Below are 15681 nucleotides of genomic sequence, written 5' to 3' on the forward strand. Positions count from 1 at the left end.
CGTGGCGCTGCGTGGCACACAACTTGCGCTTCGACCGCCTGCAGCGCCTCGCTCATGAGTTATGCTGCGTTTCAATTCCGCGCTCGCGCACAATCAGAATCCAGGATCCACTTGGTGAATTCCGTCTTCCTGTCTTGGGGTATCGCCATAGCCGCCACGGCTGGTGTCATCACGCGCCCGTTCAAATGGCCCGAGGCCGTGTGGGCCGTTGCCGGCGCGCTGTTACTCGTGTCACTCGGCCTGCTTCCCGTCGATCTGGCCATCGAGGCAATCGGCAAAGGCACGGACGTCTATCTCTTTCTGTTCGGCATGATGCTGTTATCGGAAGTCGGGCGCCGCGAAGGTCTGTTCGATTGGGTCGCCGTCTTTGCGGTCAATCACGCCAAAGGCTCGCCGAGAAAACTCTTTCTACTGGTCTATCTGGTCGGCGTGGTCATTACCGCCTTTCTTTCCAACGACGCCACCGCGGTCGTCCTGACGCCGGCCGTCTTTGCCGCCGCCAGAAAAGCGAAGACGCCTCCGCTGCCCTTGCTCTTCGTCTGCGCGTTCATTGCGAATGCCGCGAGCTTCGTGCTGCCGATCTCGAATCCCGCCAATATCGTGCTGTACGGCAATCACACGCCCGCGCTCGGCGCCTGGCTGATGCGCTTCACCCTGCCTTCGCTGTTGTCGATCGTCGCAACTTACGTGTTGTTGCGCTGGACTCAGCGTGAAGCACTCGCCGGCACCTGCGAGGCCGACCTCGAGCCGCTCGAATTGTCGTCGAGTGGGCGCGTTGCGCTTGCGGGCATCGCAGTGACGGCCGTCGTGCTGCTGACGGTGTCCGCGTTCGATGTCCCGCTCGGCTTGCCCACCGCGATACTCGGCGCGCTGACCGCCGCCGTCGTGCTGATCCAGGAGCGCAAATCGCCGCTGCCGATGATCCAGGAAATATCGTGGAGCGTGCTGCCGCTCGTCGCCGCGTTGTTCGTGCTGGTCGAAATGCTCGATCACACTGGCGTCATCAGGACCTTTGTCAATCTGCTGCAAGGCGCGACGCAGCACAACGAAGTCACGACAGCGGGCTGGGCGGGCAGCATCATCGCGATCGGCAGCAATCTGATGAACAACCTGCCGGCGGGTCTGATCGCCAGTTCGACCGTGATGCAGGCGCATAGTCCTGAGCGCGTGATCGATGCGCTTCTGATCGGCGTCGATCTGGGGCCGAATCTGTCGATCACCGGCTCGCTCGCAACGATCCTGTGGCTGAATGCCATTCGCCGCGAAGGCGAAGACGTGAGTTTCCTGAAGTTTTTGAAAGTAGGCGTGGTGGTGATGCTGCCCGCCCTCGCGCTGGCGCTCGCCGCGCGGATCCTGATCGGTTAGGGGCAACGCATTAGGACCGGGTGCCCGTCGCTCGCATGGGCGGCGCGGTTGCCAGCGTCTGCGCGGCTCGCTCGAGCGAGCGCAGCGCGGCTTCGAGCCGCGCGAGGCGAACACGCTGGGTCGCCATCAGCGACGCCTTGGGAAACATGCTCAGCCGATTGCGCCAATACGACAGCGGAATGCGATCGTTGCTGGAAATTTTCCCGAAGACGAACTCGAGATGGGCGATTTCTTTGTCTATGTCGTAGTAGCTCATCTAACGTTCCAGAAGAAGAGGTGGATGGGCGATGAAACGGATGCGAGCGGGACGCCGGTAACGGGATCGATAGGTCCGACTAATCGGCGCGCCCGACGGTGATGGAGAATGCAGCAAGCGCCGTACCCCGCGTCCGCGATGCCGAGCTGACATCCTGCTTTCAGGTGTCGGGTATTTGCCTGATGTATCGGCGCCGCCCAATCGGGGATACCTCTGAGGAAGACCGCTTTTTCTTCTGTTTTAATCCCTGTAATACGCCGCGGAACGCAAAAAAATCGAGCCCATCCAAGGGGAATTGACCAGGTGTTCTTGCAAATCACCTTGTAACGGCAGCGCAAACTTATTTCATTTCATGTCGCGCGATAATGAGCGATGACACGGGCGTAGGGGTTGGAAGCGCTTTCTGTGCGGTGTCGGCAACGCACGTTTTCCGCGAGGCCATTGCCACGAAAAGCCATGACATAAGGCGACATGATTCTCAAATTGCCTTCAGGCCGCGCTTCCTCAAGAATTCGGCCTGTCATCGAACGGATCGCGGCGGTTTGCAGGCGACGCACGATGACCCGATCGAAGGAGTCAGTCATGAAAAAGTTGTTCGCCGTTGTGCTGCTGTGCTGCGCATCCACCGTCACGTTTGCCCAAACCACCGCGCCGCAGGGCGGCAATCCCCAGCGCATGGAACGCATGGCGCAGCAGTTGCAAACGCGCTTTGCCAATGCCAACACCACGCACGACGGCAAGCTCACCCGGGATCAGGCCGCTGCGGGCATGCCGATGGTCGCCAGGCATTTCGACGAAATCGACACGCAGAAAGCGGGGTACATCACGTTGCCGCAGATCGCGGCATTCATGCAGGAACGCGGGGCAGCGCACTGAGTTTCATCGTTCCATGTGCTGTCGTAGCGCGAGGCCGAACGGCACGCGGCGCGACATGCACCGCCCGACGCCTGAATCGAGGAGCTTTCGTATGGATCGCCCCGCCAAAATCATCGTGCTCGACGACGAAGCCGAACTGCGCAACATGCTGCAGCGGTTTCTGCGCGGACATGGCTTCGACGTCCGCGTCGCAGAAGACGGCAAGCGGCTCGACCGTTATCTGGAGCGCGAACCGTTCGACCTGCTGGTGCTCGACCTGATGATCGGCGAAGAGGATGGCCTCGCCATTTGCGCCCGGTTGCGTGCGCAAGGGCAGACGTTGCCGATCCTGATGCTGACCGCGAAGGGCGATCCGCTCGACAAGGTGGCCGGCCTCGAAACCGGCGCCGACGACTACCTCGCCAAACCCTTCCTGCCGCGTGAACTGGTGGCGCGGATCAATGCATTGCTGCGCCGCCAGAAGATCGCCTCGGGCGACGTCACCGTGACCTCGCAGAGTGTGCGTTTCGGCGATTTCAGTCTCGATGTCGGCAAGCAGCAGTTGTCGCGTGCCGGGGAACTGCTGGAGATTCATTCGGCGCAGATGCTGCTGCTGGTCGCGTTGGCTTCGTCGCCGAACCGGCCGGTGAGCCGTGACAATCTGCTGGCGCGTGCCCGCGGGCGTGACCACGATGCGCTCGATCGCAGCATCGACGTGCAGGTGCTGCGGCTGCGGCAGATCATCGAAGACGACCCGTCGAAGCCGCGTTTCATCAAGACCGTGTGGGGCGTCGGCTACATGCTGGTCGCGGACGTCGACTCATGACGCGCGCGTGGTTTCAGCGGGCGCTTCCGAAAACGCTATTGGCGCGCAATATCGCCTTGCTGATCGTGCTGGTGATGCTGAGCCAGGCATGCGCGCTTGGCGTATTGCTGCACTACGTGCAGCGGCCTCGCGTGGAACGGGCGGCCACGGTGTTCGCCACTTACGTGACGACGCTCGATAGCCTGCTTCAGGCCACGCCGCCGGGTGCGCGCGCCGAATTGACGACGCGTCTCGGCGCTCGCGCGCAACTTCCAGCCGAAGCGGCCGTCGAGCCGCCGCCCAGTCTGATGCGCGCCTATCGCACGTATCAGCGCGACGTATTTCTCGACAGCCTGCGTGCGCATCTGCCTGCCGATATGCCCGCGCGCTGGCAGTCCGAAGGCGGTCAACGGTTGTGGATTCGCATGCATGCGCCGGCCAACGCACCGGCCAATGCGCCGGAATCGCCGTACTGGATTGCGCTGCCGATTCCCGAAGACGCGCAAGGCGAGGGGCTCGACGCCGCAATTCTGTTGTCGCTCGGTTTGGGCGCACTGGCGGCGCTAACCGGCTACGTGATCCAGCGCCACCTCAACCAGCCCCTCCAGGCGTTGACGCGAGCGGCGCGCCGCGTGAGCGCCGGCGAAACGCCCGCGCCGCTGCCGACCGACGGTCCTACCGAAATCGCCGCGGTGAGCACGGCTTTCAATCAGATGACGCATGCGTTGCAGCAAGCCGAGGCGACGCGCGCGCTGATGCTGGCAGGCATCTCGCACGATATCCGCACGCCGCTCACCAAGCTCCGGCTCTCAATGGCAATGGCGATGCCGGATGGCAGCGACAGCAGCTTCGTGGTCGCCGCCGAGTCCTATCTGGATCAGATCGAGACGATCTTGCAGCAATTCATGGACTACGCGGGCAGCGGCGAGCGTGAAGCGGCGGCGCCCGGCGATCTCAATGCGCTGATCGAGCGGCTCGCCGGCGATTTCGCGGGGCTGGGCCATGAATTTGCGCTGTCGCTCGCGGTTTTGCCCGCGATTGCGTATCGGCCCATCAGCATGATGCGGCTCCTGATGAACCTCATGCAGAACGCGATCGTCTACGGCGGCACTGGTCTCGCGGTGCGGAGTTGGGCCACGGGCGAAGCCGTGTATGTCGCGATCGGCGATCGCGGCAAAGGGCTTTCGGCGGAGGAGCTGGAGCAGCTAAAAGCGCCGTTTCAGCGCGGCCGCAATGCTCGCGCGCATAGCGGCGGCACGGGGTTGGGGCTGGCGATTGTCGAACGGATCGCGCGGCTGCACGGCGGCAGCCTGCAGTTTCATGCGCGCGAGGGGGGCGGGTTGGAGGTGTGGGTGGTGCTGCCGCTCACTTCCGGTCCAGCCACGCATCCAGTCCCACCCGGAAGGCCACGCCCGCGATGACCGGCACGGTCAGCATGAGAATGATGCCGAAGTTGGGAATCTCGTCGCCGTAAGTGATCGGACCGTAGAGCACGACCGTGGCAACGATCGCGAAGACGATGACGCCGACCGCCACCATCAGAAGGTTGCGCGCCACGATGGGCAGATCCTTGCGCTTTGCCTTGCCCGGCGTGGTGCTGGCAGTGGGGACTTCGTCGTGTTGGGCAGGCATGATGGTTCTCGTGGCTGGAAAAGGTGCCGCACAACACGCGGCTGGAAATGCACTTACAAAAGCTGTGATAAAACGTGGCGATGAATCGAACGCCGGTCGGCGCGCGATTGGCATCATACCAGGGGGCGTGGGTGCCGCGCACATTGAGCTGCCCCGGCTGGTGATGCTGCTGCAGACGAACGGATCGCCAGCACCCGGGCGGCGGCAATTGCGCTGAAGCGGCAGTCGAGTCGCTGCAGGAACATCCCTAACATCAATATAAGCCGCATTATCGGCAGTGGCATAAAAAGTGCGAGGCCAACGGTCACGCTAGGTGCCGCAGCCGATATTTATCGGCAAGGGCGCGCTGATTGCCGCGCGCAGGCGAGCCCAGGCCTAGGACGCCGCCTCCGTATGATCGAGCCACTCCGCGAGCTCGCGCCGCAACTGCGAGATATCGAGCGGTTTGCCGAGCAGCCGTGCGCCCGGAATAGCATCGCCGATCTCGGCGTTCTTGCCATAGCCCGATACCAGCAGCACGCGGATGTCCGGCTGCAGACCCAGCACCGCGCGCGCCAGGTTGTCGCCGGACATGCCGGGCAACGTCAGGTCCGTGAACAGCACGTCGAAACGATGCGCGGGCACGAGCGGCAGCGCTTCTTCGGCGCTCGCGACGGCGGTGCAGTCGAGACCTAGCGCGCCGAGCAGGTCGCACAGTGCGTCGCGCGAGTCGGCATCGTCTTCGACCAGCAGGATGCGAGCCGGCGCGCCGGGTTGGCGTGACGGCTGATTTGCGAGGGCGTCGGCTGACGAATTCACCTGGGCGTTCGCGTGCGCATGTTCACTCGAACGGATGGACTCAGGCAGGCCTTCGCGTGGCCCGGACGCTTCGGATGCATAGGCCGGATCGTAGACCGTGCGTGGCACGCACGGGGCGATCTGTTCACCGTCCACGCTGGCGGCTCCGGCACGCAGTACACTGCGCAGCTTGCGCGCGAGATCGTCGCGCCGGTAAGGCTTGGACAGCAGCGTGATGCCGGCGTCGAGCTTGCCGTGATGGACGATTTCGTCGCGCGTATAGCCCGAGGTGAAGAGCGTCGGCACCGTGGGCGAGCGCGCTGCCGCACGCTGCGCCAGTTCCACGCTTTTCACCTGGCCGGGCATCACCACATCGGTAAACAACAGATCGATCGGCACGTCGCTTTCGAGGAGTTCGAGCGCCGCGTCGCCACTCGATGCAGTCAACACTTTGTAGCCGAGTTGCGCGAGCATTTCGACGGCGGTGAGACGCACATCTGCATCGTCTTCGACGACCAGAATCGTTTCGCCGCCGCCTACCGGCGCCGAGGTCTGATCGGCGGCTTCGACTGTTTCGGGCTCATAGCAGCGCGGGAAAAACAGCGAAACGGTGGTGCCGCGTCCCACTTCGCTGTCGATCACCGTATTGCCGCCGCTTTGCCTGACGAAGCCGAACACCATGCTCAGGCCCAATCCGGTGCCATGGCCGTCGGGCTTGGTCGTGAAGAACGGCTCGAACACGTGCTCCAGGATCTCGGGCTTCATGCCGGTGCCCGTGTCGGCCACCGAGAACACCACGTATTCTCCTGGCGAGAACTCCGGCTTGCCGCGGCAAAACGCAGGGTCCAGCACGCGGTTGGTCGCGCGAACGGTGAGCGTGCCGTCGGTCTGCATCGCGTCACGCGCATTGATCGCAAGATTGAGCAGCGCATTCTCGAGTTGATTGCGATCCGCCTGCACGTGCCACAGGTCGTCGCTCAACACCGTTTCGATCTTGACGGTTTCGCCGAGCGCGCGATGCAGCATTTCGCTCATGCCGGCCAGCAGGCGGCGCGGATTCAGCACGGTAGGCGAGAGCGGCTGGCGGCGCGCGAAGGCGAGCAGATGCGCGGCCAGCTTCGCGCCGCGCTTGACGGCATCCGTCGCGGCGGACAAACGCCGCAGCGCGGTCGGACTGTCGCCGGCATCGGCGGCCAGCATCTGCAGGTTGCCGTTGATCACTTGCAGTACATTGTTGAAGTCGTGTGCGACACCGCCTGTGAGGCTGCCGATCGCTTCCATCTTCTGGGCCTGACGCAACTGCTCTTCGGCGAGCGCGCGCGCCGCGACTTCATCGGCGACGCGTTGTTCGAGCGTTTCCGTCAGCTGACGTAGCGATTGTTCGGCGATCTTGCGTTCGTGGATGTCGATCAGCACGCCGGGAAAGCGGGTCGGCTCACCCTGTTCGTCGAACTCACACTGGCCGTTCGCCTGCACCCATATATAGTCGCCATCCGGGCGGCGAATCCGGTACTCGGCGCGAAACGGCTGGCCGGTGCGTATCGCTTCGACCGTCAGGCGGTCGTTGAGCGGCTGGTCGTCGGGGTGGATCACCTGCGTCGCGGCATTGCGTTCGAGCCCTTTCGTGGCTTCTTCCAGTGGAAACGAAAAGGTGCGCGCGAAGCGCTCGTCACCGGTGACGATGCCGGTGCGTACGTCGAGCACCCATGTGCCGAGCACCGCGCCGGTATTGAGCGCGAGTTGCAGCCGTTCGTTGGTTTCGCGCAGTTCCGCCTCGGCGCGTTGCCGCCAGCGCTCAGTTAGTACGCGCGCGGTGGTTTCGACGACCATCGCGAGGACGCCCGCGGGTGCGCCGCTGTCGTCGGCGACTGGGCTGTAGTAGAGGTCCATCCAGACGTCTTCGGGCTTGCCGTCGCGCAGCAGCACCAGTTCCTTGTCGCGATACGACAGGGTGCCGCCGGCAAGACAGGTCGTCATCACGTGACGGTTGAAATCGGCGACTTCCGGCCAGCCCTGTTCGACCGGACAGCCGAGCAGATACGGATGCCGTCCGCCCGCGAATATCGCGTAGGCGTCGTTGTAGATCATGTAGCCCGGTTTGCCCCATAGAAGCACGAGGGGTACGGGCGAGGCGAGCAGCATTTGAACGGTGGCGGTTAGACTGCGCTGCCAGTTTTCTATCGCGCCGAGGTCGGTCGCCGCCCAGTCGAATTCGCTGATGCGTCGCGCCATGTCCCCGCGCCAGCCGGGGCAGCCATGGTCTTGTGCCGGGAATGGCATTGCTGCGCTCCACAGAGATCACGTCAATGAGTGTGTCCCCACTCTGCCGGCGCGTATGGCGCGCGCGAATGTTCAGCAGGCGGCGGAATGAATCTTCTGCCGTGCACAGCGGGCGCGAAGCGGCCACGGGGCAGCAGTAATTGTAGGTCACAACGGGTGCCCGATGACGTAACAGAAGAGGCTGTGCGGGTTTAGCCGGGCAAGCGGCGGGATTGGCTCGCAAGTTTTACCTGCTTTGTTCAGGTCAGGGTGTGGGATCGGAAAGAAGCGCGAGTGCTGCCGGTCTTGACTGCATATCTACCGCGTTTAGTGAGTTGAAAGGTGTTGCAGGGCGACAGGAGAGTTTCAGGCGTATTTCGTGCTCTGCGCTCTTGTTCGCTTACGCCAATAGGCGCAGGGTGGAGGAAGCGCCACGCCGGATTCGGATTTCAATAAACGCGGATCACACGATGCCCAAGAAAAATATCACACGAAACAAGCTGCCCGAACCGGACGCACGGCAGGCGCTGCTCACCACTCGCCGCAACGCCAGAATGGCGCGTTCGGCGCATGCTTATGTACGCGGCAACACGAGCAAGTTCTACGAATGGCTCGACGGGATGGAGAGCCACGCATTGCCGGAAGGTCCTGCGATCTGGATTTGCGGCGATTGCCATACCGGCAATCTCGGACCGGTCGCCGATGCGCAAGGGCGCGTCGAGATCCTGATTCGCGATCTCGACCAGACGGTGATCGGCAATCCCGCGCATGACCTGATCCGTCTTGGGTTGTCACTGGCGACGGCCGCGCGCGGTTCGGATCTGCCTGGCCTGACTACGGTGCACATGATGGAAGCGTTGGCGGACGGCTACGAACGCGCGTTTGACGAGGCGGCTGGCGATGCCGACATCCGAGCCGAGAAGCCGGAGGCGGTGAGAGTGGTGATGAAGGAAGCGGTGCGCCGCTCATGGCGTCATCTGGCGGAAGAGCGGATTGAGGATCTCGAACCGAGCATTCCGCTTGGCCCACGATTCTGGCCGTTGGCGAAGAGCGAGCGGCGCGAGATTGAGGCGCTGTTCGAGAAGGGCTCGCTGACACGGCTCGCGACGGTTTTGCGCGGCGGCGACGACGACGCCGATGTCGAGGTGCTCGATGCGGCCTACTGGGTGAAGGGATGCAGTTCGCTGGGGCGGTTGCGGTATGCGGTGCTGCTGGACATCGACGGCGCCGCGGTGGAGGGCGACGATCTGTGCCTGATCGACATCAAGGAAGCCGCGCAGGCGGCCGCGCCACGCTATCCCGGCGTGCGCATGCCGCGGGATAACGCCGAGCGGGTCGTGAAGGGGGCGCGGCATTTGTCGCCGTCCTTGGGCGAGCGGATGCGGGCGGCGCGCTTGTCGGATCGCGCTGTTGTTATGCGGGAACTGCTGCCACAGGATATGAAGCTGACTATTGAGCAGTTGACTCAGGACGAAGCGATGAAAGCTGCGCGCTTCCTTGCGTTAGTGGTGGGGAAGGCGCATGCGCGGCAGATGGATGCGCTTGAGTGCAGGGCGTGGCTTGCTGAATTGCGGAGGAATCGGTCGAAGACCCTCGATGCGCCGGGGTGGCTTTGGAAAAGTATTGTGGAGCTGGTTAGTAGCCATGCGGCTGGGTATTTGGAGCATTGTCGGCGGTATGCTACTGGGGGGTAGGATAGCTAAGTGTTTTTTTTGCCTTTGCGGCCAAGCGCAGTATGGGCCGGCAGGTTGGGGAGATAGTATTTCAGCGGGTCAGCATCGCTGACGGGCTGAGTGGATCTGGATAACCCAACCACCACCCAAGTGCTCAATGCACTGCTCAAACTGCCTCTACGCGTTCATTGCTTTTCGTCTTATGCCCAGTTATCCATATTATGGTCAGGCAGACGAAGCAGTATCGCAATTGTTCTATTTGCGGCACGGTAAGACTAGGATTTTTCTTAGTCCGAGTCGGGTGCTGCATCACAATATTATTTGAATTTGCCTGCAAAGCCTTTCCAGGCAAGCCACAGCGCCAAATTGCTGATCCTAAATCCATCTCATTATTTTAAGAATCGTCCGAGCGACGTTGGCATCCGTTTTTTTTAAGATTGTGTTCATGGTGATCAGCGCTTCAGCGGTTAATAAAACGAAGCACCGGTAAAGCAGCGATCGCCCCGAGCGGCCCACGTGATGACACGAATCAACCGCTAAGTTTATTGAAGCTATTTTTTCTAATTAACTGAATTTCTGGAGTGTCCAAATGAAACGCAAGATTCCCGCACTTGTCGCTGTTGCACTGGTCTCTGTCGCCGTCATGTCGATTGATGCTCAGGCCGCGGACGGCACCATCACGCTCACCGGCACTGTGTCGGACACAACCTGCTCGATCAATGGCGTCACCTCGGGCAGCCCGGCCGACATCGCCGTGACGCTGCCAACTGTTCCGGCTGGCGCACTCGCAACCTCGGGCTCGGTTGCCGGCATCTCGGGCGCAGGCAATATCCAGATGGTCCTGAGCGGTTGTAGCGGCACGGCGACAAAGGCCATCGCCCGTTTCGAAAACGGCTCCACCGTCGATCAGGCCAACGGCTATCTGCAAAACCAGGCAACGGGCACCCCGGCGAAGTACGTCGAAGTCCGTCTTCTGAACGCTAATATGCAGCCGATCAACATCGTCGCCGGCACGAATAACGACATCAGCACCAATGCGGCGACTATTGTCGGCGGTAATGCGGTGGTGAATTACTTTGCGCAGTATTACGCGACTGGCAAGGCGCAAGCCGGTTCGGTGGCGACTTCGGTGCAATACACCATGCAATATCAATAATGGTGTGACGTGGAAGGTGTTCGTCCCGGCGAGCACCTTTCTTCAAGCAGTTTCGAGATTAATTGATTAAGCTTGGCAATAAAGGAGTGGGTGATGAAACCGATGAGTCGATGGATGGCGGTGCTGGGTCTGGCGGGTGCGTTGTTGGCCGGCGCGGCGCAAGCGAGCGTTACGGTGGGCGGAACGCGAGTGGTGTATCCGCTCGACCAGCGGGAAGTCACGGTCAAGCTCGATAACGACAGCCGCAATCCATCGCTCGTGCAAGTGTGGATGGATAACGGCAACGCGGACTCGAAGCCCGGCGCAAGCAAGGTGCCGTTCGTGATTACGCCGCCGATTTTCCGGATGGATCCACAAAAAGCACAGACGCTGCGCGTGATGTATACCGGCGAGGCGCTGCCGCAAGACCGCGAATCCGTATATTGGTTGAACGTGCTGGATATCCCGCCAAAAGCGGCCAATACGACGGACAGCAACACACTGCAGTTTGCGTTTCGCACACGTATCAAGGTGTTCGTCCGGCCGCCCAAGCTCTCTGGCCGACCGGAAGACGCACCGCGTCAACTCGACTGGAAAGTCGTTCCGGCGCCGAACGGCAAGGGTCAGGCGTTGGCAGTCACCAACCCGACTGCGTATCACGTGTCGTTCAGCGCGATCGACGTCGCGGCCAACGGCCGCACCTATAAGAACGACAGCGGCGGCATGGTGGCGCCTCGCGGTACCGGGATCATTCCGATTTCGCAGATGACCGGCGTGCAGGCTGGCGGCAAGGTCCATTACACGGCAATCAACGACTTCGGCGGCGCGATCGAAGGTGATGCAACGCTGACTCAATAAAGCAGGCCAAGCGTCTCTTATTTCAGGGCGGTAGCCTTCCGCTCGTTCCCAGTTTCTTCTCTACCTCGTTCAGCACGTATCGCATAAGCCGCGATACGCGTTTGCGCGCGCGTCCTGGTTCGCTATCCCAATATTCAGACTCGTCCTAGGTACTCCTATCTCGTAAATCCATAACATCGACTTGTGCCTCATCAAGAGCGAAACATTTCACAAGCGATGTTATCTGGATCATGAAACCCTCACGCCAAACACAGTCGGATGCATACAGCAGTACCGATGCCGTTGTCTTCGGTTTGAAGCCGGTTACGGCGCTCGTGCTGTCCGTATTCGCGATGCTGGGTTACATGACGCCGGACAATGCAAGCGCAGCGGACGCCGGCCAGACCGCCGAAGCCGTCACCTTCGATACCACCTTCCTGCAAACCGATCCGAAACAGACCGTGGACGTTGCACGCTTCGCACGCGGCAATATCGTGTCCCCGGGTGTCTATACCGTCGACGTGTGGGTCAACGATGCGCGCGTCACACGCGACAGCATCCGCTTCATCGCGACGCGCGACGGCGAAAGCGCGCGCGCCTGCTTCGACCGCAAGATGCTCGAAGGCTTCGGTGTCGACTTCGCCAAGGTCGAAGCCGAAGTCAGGCAAAGCGCGGCGACGGCCGCTATGGACGACTGCATCGACGTGGCCGCCCTGGTGCCCGAAGCAAACGTCCAGTTCGATTTCTCCGAGCAGAAGCTCGTCATCACTGTGCCGCAGAAATTCATGCGCAATTCCGCGCGCGGTTATGTGCCGCCGGAGTTGTGGGACAACGGTGTGAATGCCGGCTTCGTGAGCTACAACGCGAGCGCATATCGTTCGGATAGCGGCGGTGTGCATTCGTCGCAGGAGTATCTTGGCCTGAACGCCGGCGTGAACATCGGCGGGTGGCATTTCCGTCATCAGTCGTCGGTGACGGCATCGACGGGTCAAGCGACGCAGTTCGACAACATCGCCACCTACGTGCAACACGACGTGGCGAAGCTGCGCTCGCAGGTCACGCTCGGCGACGCGCAGACCACGGGCGACGTGTTCGACAGCGTTTCATTTCGCGGCGCGCAGATTGCCACCGACGACCGCATGCTGCCCGAATCGCTGCGTGGCTATGCGCCCGTCGTACGCGGCACGGCCGATTCGAATGCGCGCGTCACGGTGCGTCAGAACGGTCAGGTGATCTATGAAACGAGCGTGTCGCCAGGACCTTTCGAAATCAAGGACCTCTACGCAGCGGGTGTCGGCGGCAATCTCGACGTGATGATCACGGAAGCCGACGGCCGCACGAAGAGCTTCACCGTGCCGTATGCTTCGGTGGCGCAATCGCTGCGCCCGGGCACAACGCGCTTCGCTGTCACGGCCGGCCAGTTGCGCAACGATTCATTGCAGACCAAGCCTGGCTTCATGCAGGTCACCGTTCAGCGCGGCCTGACGAATCTCGTGACGATGTATGGCGGCGCGATCGCGGCTACTGGATATGTGGCGGCAAATGCCGGCGCGGCGCTGAACACGAAGTTCGGTGCGTTCGCAGCCGACATCACGACCGCGCGCACCGAAGTGCCGGGTCACGAATCGCTGCATGGCAACAGCCTGCATATCGGTTACAGCAAGTTTATCGATCCCACCGGCACTAACATTGCCGTGGGCGCTTACCGCTTTTCCGACGCCGGCTACCTTAACTTCGCCGATGCCGCCACCGTGCGTGACGCAGCGCTGCACGGCGGCGACGTCAACGCGGCGGACCGTCAGCGCGGCCGTCTGCAACTGACGGTGAACCAGAGTCTGAAGAACGGCGGCTCGGTGTTTTTGACAGCATCGTCGCAGCATTACTGGAATCGTCCGGGCAACGACGTGTTTTATCAGGCCGGCTATTCGAACAGTTACAAGTTCGGCACGTATAGCATCACGGCGGGCCGTACGCGTAGCGCGGACGGTACGCTGTCGAACGAGATCATGCTCAGCACGACGATTCCGCTCGGTCATACGCAACATGCGCCGACGTTGTCGACGAACCTGAATGCGGGTAGCGGCGCGGCGACGATGCAGGCGAGCATCAGCGGCTCGGCCGGTGACCAGAATCAGTATTCGTATAACGCGTACGGCACGGTTGGGCAGGGTTCGTCGTCGGCGGCTAATGCGAACGCCGGCGTGAGCGGCGTCTATCGCGCGCCGCATGCGCAGGTCACCGCGTCGGCGAGCGCGGGCACGAACTCGACGCAAATATCGGCGGGCGTGAGCGGCTCGATCGTCGCGCATCCGGGCGGTGTGACGTTTTCGCAGACGGTTGGCGATACATTCGGCATAGTCGAAGCACCGGGCGCGGCGGGTGCGACGATATCGAGCGCAACGGGCGTGAAGCTGGATAGCCGCGGCTATGCAGTGGTGCCATACTTGACGCCGTACAGCATGAACACCGTCGACATCGATCCTAAGGGGACGTCCAGCGACGTCGAGTTTGCCTCGACGTTAGAGCATGCGGTGCCGCGCGCCGGCTCCGTCGTGATGCTCAAGTACAAGACGGTGACAGGCCGCGCGGCGTTGATCCGCGCGCCGCAACTCGGCGGTGAGGCGCTGCCGTTCGGCGCGGACGTGCTGGATGCGAAGGGCAATCACGTTGGCGTGGTCGCGCAGGATAGCCGGATTTTCGCGCGTGGTATCGACGACAACGGTACGCTCGTGGTCAAGATCGGCGAGAAGGAAGGGGACGTGTGCCGGATTCAGTATTCGTTGCCGGTGAAGGGCGATAAGGAAGAGGCGGCTTTTGCGTCTGTTGAGGGGCATTGCGTCGAAGGCAATTAAACGGCTGTCGGCAACGCCGAAGTGCTCAGCGGACCGGTTTTCAACTGGGGTAAATAACTGGGGCAAATAAATGGCCTTTCTGAACTATTCTGAAAGCCGTTTTATCGACGCAGGACGACAGATCCTTGGACGCGTTCAAAGCGCCCCTCGAAATGTGCATCGCATAGCTAACACGGTCTTGTTGCGTCTTGCTCTCGCGTTATGCATTGGCGCGATTTCCGTTTCAGCGCATGCCAATCTGACCTGCGAGGTCGCTTCCATCAACAAAGCGTTCGTCGCCGGTGTGATCTCGGTTCCCATGAATACCGCCGTGGGTGCGACGGTTAGCACGCTTGCACCTGATGCCTTCCAACTGACCTGTAAGTTCCTCGCAGACGGTCTATCCGACACGTCGGCAACGCTTTTCTCCGACTTCACAACGACAGGAGGGTTGGCACCTGGTTTCACCGACGTCTACAAGACAGGAATACCAGGCCTCGGGGTTCGCTACATGTTCAATTCGCCGCAGTGCAATGCGAATAACCTCGTTCTTTCCCATGGAACGGTTCGGATTAGCTGTCCGTTTTCGGGACCGCTGAATGGACCCATCATGACGGCCAACGTCACAGTGACATCCAGTCTCGTCGTGACAGACACGATAGCGGCAGGGGCGTCGACTCTATCCACGGTGCCTTCCGTGACAATCATCTATTCAACTTCGGATGGCGGCAGCAGCTACTGGAACAAAGGATCGCTCTACACGGGAAGTGCAACCGGCGTTCTTACTCGAGCCACCTGCTCCGTCAATCAAACGAACGTCGCGGTGCTGATGCCGACCGCGGACACCCGCGTTTTTTCGTCAGTCGGCGCGGTCGCTGCCCCGCAGCCGTTTTCCCTGGCATTCTCCTGCGCGACGGGAGCAAAAGTCTCGATCACGTTGACGGACAACGTGAATCCTTCGAATCGAAGCACTGCACTGCAACTGTCGCCGGATTCGACCGCGCGTGGTATCGGCGTACAAATTTTGAACAGCAGCGGCACGCCGGTGTCCTTCGGTCCGGATTCGGCGGCGCCCGGCAACACGAACCAATGGCTGATCGGAAACTCGCCGAACGGCACATTGCAGGTGCCGCTCACCGCCCGCTATGTGCGCACGGGCGCTGTCTCTGCGGGTACCGTCAAGGCGCTTGCGACCTTCACGATGTCGTATCAGTGACTGCAGCGGCTGCCTACACGAAGAGGCTACCCCCGCAGAC

General features: G+C 61.6%; 13 protein-coding genes. 9 read left to right on the forward strand and 4 right to left on the reverse strand.

Features of this window, described 5'->3' with window-relative positions; genetic code table 11:
- Window positions 1–114: 114 nt before the first annotated feature.
- Complete coding sequence (locus tag PQQ95_RS25835) at window positions 115–1365, forward strand: arsenic transporter (protein WP_408442285.1); 1251 nt, start codon at window positions 115–117, stop codon at window positions 1363–1365.
- 10 nt (window positions 1366–1375) lie between these two features.
- Here PQQ95_RS25835 and PQQ95_RS25840 read toward each other — a convergent pair whose 3' ends face one another.
- Both PQQ95_RS25840 and PQQ95_RS25845 read right to left on the reverse strand, forming a co-directional pair.
- Window positions 1376–1621, reverse strand: coding sequence for a hypothetical protein (locus PQQ95_RS25840; RefSeq protein ID WP_408442287.1), 246 nt, complete (start codon window positions 1619–1621; stop codon window positions 1376–1378).
- Window positions 1622–1971: 350 nt separating this feature from the next.
- Entirely contained in the window at window positions 1972–2205 is a 234-nt protein-coding gene (locus PQQ95_RS25845; protein ID WP_408442290.1) for a hypothetical protein, read from the reverse strand.
- Between PQQ95_RS25845 and PQQ95_RS25850 the strand changes: the two genes are divergently transcribed.
- The 3 genes from PQQ95_RS25850 (at window position 2204) to PQQ95_RS25860 (ending at window position 4702) form a co-directional block, all read left to right on the forward strand.
- On the forward strand, window positions 2204–2497 hold the full coding sequence (locus PQQ95_RS25850) for an EF-hand domain-containing protein (RefSeq protein ID WP_408442292.1): 294 nt from the start codon (window positions 2204–2206) through the stop codon (window positions 2495–2497). The two genes, PQQ95_RS25845 and PQQ95_RS25850, sit on opposite strands and share 2 nt — an antisense overlap.
- 91 nt (window positions 2498–2588) lie before the next feature.
- Entirely contained in the window at window positions 2589–3302 is a 714-nt protein-coding gene (locus tag PQQ95_RS25855) for a response regulator (RefSeq protein ID WP_408442294.1), read from the forward strand.
- Complete coding sequence (locus tag PQQ95_RS25860; protein ID WP_408442296.1) at window positions 3299–4702, forward strand: ATP-binding protein; 1404 nt, start codon at window positions 3299–3301, stop codon at window positions 4700–4702. Before PQQ95_RS25855 ends, PQQ95_RS25860 begins: the two co-directional genes overlap by 4 nt.
- Here the strand turns inward: PQQ95_RS25860 and PQQ95_RS25865 are convergent.
- On the reverse strand, window positions 4647–4913 hold the full coding sequence (locus PQQ95_RS25865; protein WP_408442299.1) for a hypothetical protein: 267 nt from the start codon (window positions 4911–4913) through the stop codon (window positions 4647–4649). The genes PQQ95_RS25860 and PQQ95_RS25865 overlap by 56 nt on opposite strands.
- A gap of 375 nt (window positions 4914–5288) precedes the next feature.
- Window positions 5289–7970 carry a hybrid sensor histidine kinase/response regulator gene (locus PQQ95_RS25870; protein ID WP_408442302.1) on the reverse strand — a complete coding sequence of 894 codons (2682 nt, stop codon included), beginning with the start codon at window positions 7968–7970 and terminating at the stop codon, window positions 5289–5291.
- Between the two features lie 449 nt (window positions 7971–8419).
- Between PQQ95_RS25870 and PQQ95_RS25875 the strand changes: the two genes are divergently transcribed.
- From PQQ95_RS25875 to PQQ95_RS25895, 5 genes are all read left to right on the forward strand, one after another.
- Window positions 8420–9643 (forward strand): DUF2252 domain-containing protein, encoded by a 1224-nt coding sequence (locus PQQ95_RS25875; protein WP_408442353.1) that lies wholly within the window; start codon window positions 8420–8422, stop codon window positions 9641–9643.
- Window positions 9644–10211: 568 nt separating this feature from the next.
- Window positions 10212–10778 carry a fimbrial protein gene (locus PQQ95_RS25880; RefSeq protein WP_408442305.1) on the forward strand — a complete coding sequence of 189 codons (567 nt, stop codon included), beginning with the start codon at window positions 10212–10214 and terminating at the stop codon, window positions 10776–10778.
- A 93-nt stretch (window positions 10779–10871) separates the two neighbouring features.
- Window positions 10872–11615 carry a fimbria/pilus periplasmic chaperone gene (locus PQQ95_RS25885; RefSeq protein WP_408442308.1) on the forward strand — a complete coding sequence of 248 codons (744 nt, stop codon included), beginning with the start codon at window positions 10872–10874 and terminating at the stop codon, window positions 11613–11615.
- Window positions 11616–11845: 230 nt separating this feature from the next.
- Window positions 11846–14446: a fimbria/pilus outer membrane usher protein gene (locus PQQ95_RS25890; RefSeq protein ID WP_408442310.1), complete on the forward strand. Its 2601-nt coding sequence runs from the start codon at window positions 11846–11848 to the stop codon at window positions 14444–14446.
- A gap of 70 nt (window positions 14447–14516) precedes the next feature.
- Window positions 14517–15641, forward strand: a complete 1125-nt coding sequence (locus tag PQQ95_RS25895; RefSeq protein WP_408442313.1) for a fimbrial protein — start codon at window positions 14517–14519, stop codon at window positions 15639–15641.
- The last annotated feature ends 40 nt before the right edge of the window (window positions 15642–15681 follow it).

The organism is Paraburkholderia caffeinilytica (assembly GCF_046030355.1).
In the GTDB taxonomy this organism is placed as follows: domain Bacteria; phylum Pseudomonadota; class Gammaproteobacteria; order Burkholderiales; family Burkholderiaceae; genus Paraburkholderia; species Paraburkholderia caffeinilytica_B.